Genomic DNA, 5,453 nt, shown 5'->3' on the forward strand with positions numbered 1-5,453 from the left:
CTGATGCCGATATTTTCCATAGAGATGCACCCGACCCACACGCTAGGTTTCAACTATTTCTTAAAACCCATTTACTGGGCACGCGCGTCTGTATCAAATATTACATTTTGAATTTATAATTGCTGTAGGACGCCATAATTTTTCGGGTCACATCCCAGTTGGGTAGTAACACCATCAACGCCCAAAATGGCAGCACAAACAGGTTGCCAAAGTTAAAAATATACTCGAAAATCATCGCTTCCATGGTCCACTTATCAAGGGATACATGGGTCATTGTAAAGCGATGATCCTGAAAATATAGCTTGCACCCATGGTTTAACCCATCGGTGATCGCTGAAAGCTATAGATAGCATTAGATATGAGCGGTACAATCGGCTGCAAGTTTGCAGCCGATTGCGAGAGGAACAGGCAGGACGAAATCACCCTAGGCCACTTCAGACAAGACCGTTTCAGACGAGCCTGTTTCAGATAAACCCGTTTCAGATAGGGCAATCAAAGCGGCATCACTCAACAGAGGCCCCCCATCCTGACCATACAATCTGGCCACAGCCCCTGTGAAACCTGCATTGTAGTCCAGGGCCACTTCATTGCCCAAGAAATCGGTCCGTTCATCCACATAGGAAAAGTCATGGGGCAAGCGAGGTCCTCCCACCAAGGCTCCATACAAAACATTCTCGTTGGGAACAACAGCGTTAATGTCCGTCGTGCCGGAGGCCCCCCGGTGGTGAATGTACTCGGGGAAACTATCACCAACGCCAGCCACATAGCTTTGCTGCGCCGGATTATCCCCCAAAATGTAGTCAATTTGACGACGGGAGAACTGATCATACTGGCCCTCGTCAAAGTTCACCGTATCACTATAGAGACCGGCCAAGAACGCAGTATTGGCACTGTACCTCAGAGCACCCCACGGATCTAACCAAGCCAAACCACCCTCAGTTTGCTCAATCCCCCCCGACAACCAACTATCCAGCCAGGCCTCAACTTCACTCCGATAATTTGCACCATCCGTGATTTGAGCTAACAACACCCCCGTCCCATAGGACTTATCGTCCCAGCTTTGGGTCCAGTCAATTCCCAGATTTTGGTAATTGGCCTGGGCCTGGGCCAAATATGACTGTTCGCCAGTGGCTTTATATAACCAAGCAGCCCCCCAGGCCAGTTCGTCGGTGTAACCACTCCATGAGTTGTAGTATTGCTGAACTTCAGGAATACTGTCGGAATAACGACCGCGATAGCTATCTGCAAAGGCATACAGCTGCTGGGCATTCACCAATAGTTCAGCGGCATAGGTCGGATCAACAGACCGAAAAATAATGGATGCAGAAGCCAAAGCCGCCGCTGTTTCAGCCGCGAGATCAGACCCTGGATTTTCTGGATCAATTTTATAGGCCGGGCGATGAATAGTCAGGTCCTCAGGGGCTCCCCAGTATTCATGATCCGTCCCCGGATCACCCACTTGACCATAGAAGGCCTGGGTGGATTGACCATCGCTGATGTGAGCCTTGAGAAAATAATCAGTTCCCCATTTAATCGCCGCCAACAGTTCGTCGTATTGTCCACTCTGTTGATAAGCTGCCTGATATTCAATGGCTCCCCAGCTCAACATAGTGATGCTGGCGGCCATGGGCAAACCAAATTTGACATGGTCACCAGCATCATAATACCCCCCGGTCAAATCCACGCCGACATCGGCCCCATCCTGGAGGGCAGAATCTCCCCGCCAAGCAATGCGGTTATCATCTGGCAAGTCCCCTGACCGCTGGGCTTCATAGAACAACAGCGATTTTTGCAGGGTCTCACCATAGAGCGAGCCGTCCCCTTCAGAGGTAGTAGGTTCCCCAGGAACAGAGCCCGGCTCAGGTGACGGCTGTTCCATCACAGGTACTTCAACCGGTATTTCAACAGGTGCTACAACTGGTATTTCAATCGGGACTGTCGGGACTGTTAAAGTAGGCTCTTCCAGGACGGGTGCCTCGACAACTTCCGGTTCAGATTCCTCACCCGGTAGGGGGTTGGACACAGGCTCCTCCGAAGATTCGAGCCCGGGATCTGTAATAAGAGGCGGATCATCAACGGCCGGTACTGCCACAACGGGATCAGGTGGTGCAGGAACTGGTGGTGCAGGAACCGGTGATGCAGGAACCGGTGATTGCCCAGCACCCGATTCTTGGCCGGGTGCTGCCGGTGGGATGGGCAACTCAAGCATTACCGACTCGTCTGAAGCATTGCCTACGAATAAATCATTAAAGTAATAGTGAATGGGCTCATGCGCGGAGCTCCCTTTACCGTTCAAGCCAATCGTGATCGTATCGCCCTTTAGCAGAATGCCATTCCAGCTAGCATTGCTAACGGTGTACACATGGATATTTTGTTCAACCCGATGGTCAACAATTTCGCCATGCCAAAGCTCTGATATTTCAAACGGTGACTCAAACCGCAGTTGCCAGGTCTCTAAGGGCTCGGTGCCGCTGTAGGTAAAACTTAGCTGGCCGGTAAATCCGCCCCACCAGTCGTGAACGATCTTAAAATCAACCGCATCCACCTCGGCTAACGGTCCTTGCCCAGGGACAACCGCTATGGGTTCAGAGGCAGGGCTATGGAACGAGGGTGCGGCAACAACGGTCACCTGGTGTGTCGCCGCTGTTGCATTGCGGCCAACAAAACCAAATTTAGTCTTCTCGCCGGGATCTAACCGGGAATTCCATCCATTTGCCCTGACCGTATAGAGATGCCCCTTGCGCTCAAGGATCTCTCCCCCCCAAAGTGTATCGATATCAAAGGTAGTTTTAATCGTGAAAACCCAATCGTCGAGAACATGGAGGCCAGTATTTTCAACATGAACAAACCCCACCAACCCATGGCCCCAATCCTCCGACACCTCAAAGGTCGTTTTCAGGTCGTTGGTGGCGAGCACAGTCGGTTCAGGCACCGACGGCTCAAACAATGGCTTAGGAACAACTGTCACCTGGTGCCCATCAGCGGCGGCATTGCGGCCTACAAACCCAAACTTAGCACTCTCACCAGGGTCTAAACGGGCATTCCAACCCTTAGATCCTACCGTGTAGCGATTGCCAACTTGCTCAAGGATGTCTCCACCCCAAAGCGTCTCTATATCAAAGGTGGTTTCAATAATCAGATCCCATTTTTCAAGAACCGTGGACCCATTATTTTTAACGGTGACGAAACCCACCAAGCCGTCTCCCCAATCTTGGGAAACTTCAAAGGTAGTTTGCATGATGTTATAGGCTTCCCAAAAACGGAATACAAAAGTATGAAAATTAACTTATCGAAGATGGCTCTGCCATCTCATCCCCGGTTTTTGGTAGTGCACCTATTGCATATGCTGCCCTCGTTCTAAGTATAGAGCGTACCTAGGGGAATGGTACTTGGGTGATCAGAGAAAATTCATCCAATCTGTAAAAAGCTCTAATTAGTTTTATAGTGGGGACATTATTGACAGATCAGTAGTCCACCGCATCTTAAGATTGATCGACGTATCGCTTATTTTGTTGTCAGATTTTATCTTTGGCTCAACATCTGTCAGTCTGGAACAGCGCTCGTATCAGGTTAAGAACAGATGTCAATGGATATGGAATCGGCTCCAAGCTTTAGTGAGTTGTCATTGAGTGAGCCGGTGCTAAAGGCTTTGGAGGTGTTGGGCTATGAAAGCCCAACGCCGATTCAATCACAGACAATTCCCCATGTATTAGCGGGCACAGATATTATTGGGCAAGCACAGACTGGTACGGGTAAGACCGCTGCCTTTGCCCTACCGTTGCTCACCCGGGTGGATATTAGCCAACGGTTGCCACACACCCTGGTGCTTACGCCCACCCGAGAACTCGCCATCCAAGTGGCGGAGGCCTTTCAAAGCTATGCCTCCCAAATGAAGGGGTTCCATGTGTTGCCCCTCTATGGGGGACAAAGCTATAGCATTCAGCTACGTCAGCTGGAACGCTCGGTCCATATCGTAGTGGGCACCCCTGGCCGGGTGATGGACCACATGAAGCGAGGCACCCTGGATTTGAGTGCTCTACAGTGCCTAGTATTGGATGAAGCCGATGAAATGCTCCGCATGGGCTTTATTGACGATGTGGAATGGGTGTTGGAAAAAACCCCCTCCACTCGTCAGGTAGCGCTCTTTTCGGCGACCCTACCGCAAGAAATTCGTCGCATTGCCCAGCGGCATCTCCATAACCCCGCTGAGATCTTAATTAAGTCTAAGACCTCTACGGCGGATACCATTCGCCAGCGCTATTGGATGGTCAGTGGCTATCACAAACTAGATGCCTTGACTCGGATTTTAGAAACAGAAACCTTCGACGGTATGCTCGTGTTTGTGCGGACTCGCATAGCGACGGTCGAGCTAGCGGAAAAACTAGAAGCCCGTGGCTATGAAACGGCACCGCTGAGTGGTGATATCTCTCAAATCCAGCGAGAACGAACCGTTGAGCAGCTAAAGTCAGGCAAATTGGATATTGTCGTAGCTACCGACGTGGCTGCTCGAGGACTAGATGTGGAGCGCATCAGCCATGTCATTAACTACGACATGCCCTACGACACGGAAACCTATGTACACCGTGTGGGACGGACGGGGCGAGCTGGACGCAACGGCGAAGCTATTCTATTTGTAGCGCCCCGCGAACGACGGTTGCTGTACGCCATTGAGCGGGCCACCAAGCAACCCATTGAAAAAATGGAGATGCCGACCACTGAGATGGTCAACGATAAGCGCATTGCCCGGTTTAAGCAGCAAATTACGGACACCCTTGCCGAAGAAAACTTAGAATTCTTCAATAATTTAATGGAGCAGTATGAGCAGGAACATAATGTCCCTGCCATTGAGCTAGCTGCCGCCCTGGCTAAACTAGTGCAGGGAGATGAACCTTTACTGCTAGAGGAGCGTAAGCGTTCAAAACCTGAGCCCAGTGGTGAGCGACGGGAACGCCCTCAGCGGAGAGATCACAAGGATCAAAAAGATCACAAGGCATCACCACCAGAACAGGGGATGGGCCGCTATCGCATTGAAGTGGGGCACCGCCATCGCGTGAAGCCTGGTCATATTGTGGGTGCGATCGCAAACGAAAGCGGTTTAGAAAGTCGCTACATTGGCCGGATCAATATCTACGACAGCCATAGCACCGTAGATTTACCCGAAGGCGTGTCCAAGGAAATCCTAAGACACCTGAAAAAAGTATCCATCTCGGGTCAACCCCTAAAAATTTCAAAGGTGGAAGGGGAAATCACTGGCAAAGGGGCGGGCAAGCAGCGACCCAAGAGTAAACCCAAACGCGTTTAACTTTGGGCGTAACCGGTCTCGCGATCTAACTCAAGCAAACAGGGGCCAATCGACTGCACCGAGTAGGTTTCGGTGTGGATAAAGGCGTTCAGTTTCATGCTGAATGCGAAAATGAGTAAACGCTTGCCAGGTCTGATTGAGAGCAACAGAG

General features: G+C 50.9%; 2 protein-coding genes and 1 pseudogene. 1 reads left to right on the forward strand and 2 read right to left on the reverse strand.

Annotated features, from left to right (window positions below):
- Positions 1 to 124: 124 nt before the first annotated feature.
- Both VB741_RS26425 and VB741_RS14645 read right to left on the reverse strand, forming a co-directional pair.
- Positions 125 to 235 (reverse strand): annotated as a pseudogene (locus VB741_RS26425) (abscisic acid-deficient protein Aba4 family protein); the annotation flags it as partial.
- Between the two features lie 189 nt (positions 236 to 424).
- Complete coding sequence (locus VB741_RS14645; protein WP_323365926.1) at positions 425 to 3,238, reverse strand: glycoside hydrolase family 9 protein; 2,814 nt, start codon at positions 3,236 to 3,238, stop codon at positions 425 to 427.
- Positions 3,239 to 3,580: 342 nt separating this feature from the next.
- On the opposite strand from VB741_RS14645, the gene VB741_RS14650 reads away from it, so the two are divergent.
- Entirely contained in the window at positions 3,581 to 5,302 is a 1,722-nt protein-coding gene (locus tag VB741_RS14650) for a DEAD/DEAH box helicase (RefSeq protein ID WP_323365927.1), read from the forward strand.
- Positions 5,303 to 5,453: the final 151 nt, after the last annotated feature.

Origin of the sequence: Leptothoe sp. PORK10 BA2 (genome assembly GCF_034932105.1) — a bacterium.
Taxonomy (GTDB): Bacteria; Cyanobacteriota; Cyanobacteriia; order Phormidesmidales; family Phormidesmidaceae; genus Leptothoe.

Bases quoted from the DNA above. Each gene is read 5' to 3' on its own strand.
- VB741_RS14650 (WP_323365927.1), top strand. From the start codon at position 3,581: ATGTCAATGGATATGGAATCGGCTCCAAGCTTTAGTGAGTTGTCATTG.
- VB741_RS14645 (WP_323365926.1), bottom strand. From the start codon at position 3,238: ATGCAAACTACCTTTGAAGTTTCCCAAGATTGGGGAGACGGCTTGGTG.